1 protein-coding gene is annotated in these 1,342 nt (G+C 46.7%); it reads right to left on the reverse strand.

Annotated elements, in window-relative coordinates:
* Nucleotides 1–106: 106 nt before the first annotated feature.
* Nucleotides 107–1,231 (reverse strand): glycosyltransferase, encoded by a 1,125-nt coding sequence (locus tag R7M72_RS24820; RefSeq protein WP_069550412.1) that lies wholly within the window; start codon nt 1,229–1,231, stop codon nt 107–109.
* Between the last annotated feature and the right edge of the window lie 111 nt (nt 1,232–1,342).

Below are 1,342 nucleotides of genomic sequence, written 5' to 3' on the forward strand. Positions count from 1 at the left end.
CTTACGCCAAAACCAAGGATAGGTAGCACAAGCATCGGAATGACAATCATATAGCGACGTCGCCACGCGCCATGCAGTAATACGCTGATGTTTTCTCGTAAATCGCTCATAGTGCCCTCACTAATTTCTCAACTTGGTCTGCTCTTGCTTCCCAGCTTTGTTGTTGGACATAAGATGTAGAGCCGTTTGGTGGTGGCAGCAAATGATTTAGGCTGGCACACACGTCTTCGACGTCAGCGACGATGTGTAACATGTGTTTGTAAGGCATCAGAGCCGGAAATGGCGTGCTAATAACGGGCGTACCCGTTGCTAAATACTCCAAAAGTTTGAGCGGGTTACACGCTTTGATTTGTGCGTTGTCGACAAACGGTAGCCAACTTGCGTCCCAGTGTTGGGAATAGCTTGGCAATAAATGATGCGCGCGAGGCCCCAAGTAATGAACGTTGTCTCGCTGTGGTAATGGATTGTGGGCAAACTCATTCGGCCCAATAAAAACCAAATCCCAATCCGGTGCGTGTTGGGCGACTTGGTCGATCAAACGATAGTCTAGCCAGTCAGACAAACTGCCATAAAAACCCAATATTTTACGGCCATTGTTCGGCAAGTCGCTTGCCTTTTCTGCAGGCGTTGAAAATAGACTGAAATCGACCCCGTGTGGCAGTGTTGTGGTTTTATTATCCGGAAATCGAGCGGCCAGCTTGTCGCTTGCAGCAAGAATAAAATCGGCGTTATCAACCAGTGTGCGTTCATGCTCCATCACTGTTTGATGATCAACGCCCGCTAACGCGCCAAAATCGTCTCCGCAGTAGTAAATCAGCCCGCGTTTATTCATGGCATTACACACATCAGCGGCGGTTGGTAGGGATGTCCAAAACAATGGGTTGTCGAAGTTCAACGCTTTTAAGTGTTTTTCTAGTTGGTGCTGCATCATCTTCGCTGCCACTTTTCTTGAAAAAGCAGAGTGTGGAGCCGGTATTGTCAGCAAATTTACCGTGAAAATGTTGTCTACCGCATCACAATGCATGGTTGGCTTATCTGAGCCAGTATTGCTGATAACGCGGGAAAACTTGCTCACTAAACGTTGAATGTCTTTACCCGTCGGTTTTGGTTGTCTTAAACCGATGGAATTAACCCAAAGAATGCGATGGTTGGTGGCAAGTCGCTGAACGATGTGCTGCGTTGATGATGGTAGGCCGCCGAAGTCTTCGCCAAATACTACGATATCCGTCATGTGTTTCTCCTTGAGTTCTTAAGATTTGGTTTCTGATAGAAGGAGTAATCACAATGTGTGCCAAGGATTTTGGCCTTTAAAAACAGCTAGTTGCATTGTTGTCAAAATGAA

Source organism: Vibrio sp. YT-18 (assembly GCF_033337345.1).
GTDB lineage: Bacteria > Pseudomonadota > Gammaproteobacteria > Enterobacterales > Vibrionaceae > Vibrio > Vibrio alginolyticus.

Coding starts and splice junctions, on each gene's coding strand:
- R7M72_RS24820 (WP_069550412.1), bottom strand. CDS start 1,231: ATGACGGATATCGTAGTATTTGGCGAAGACTTCGGCGGCCTACCATCA.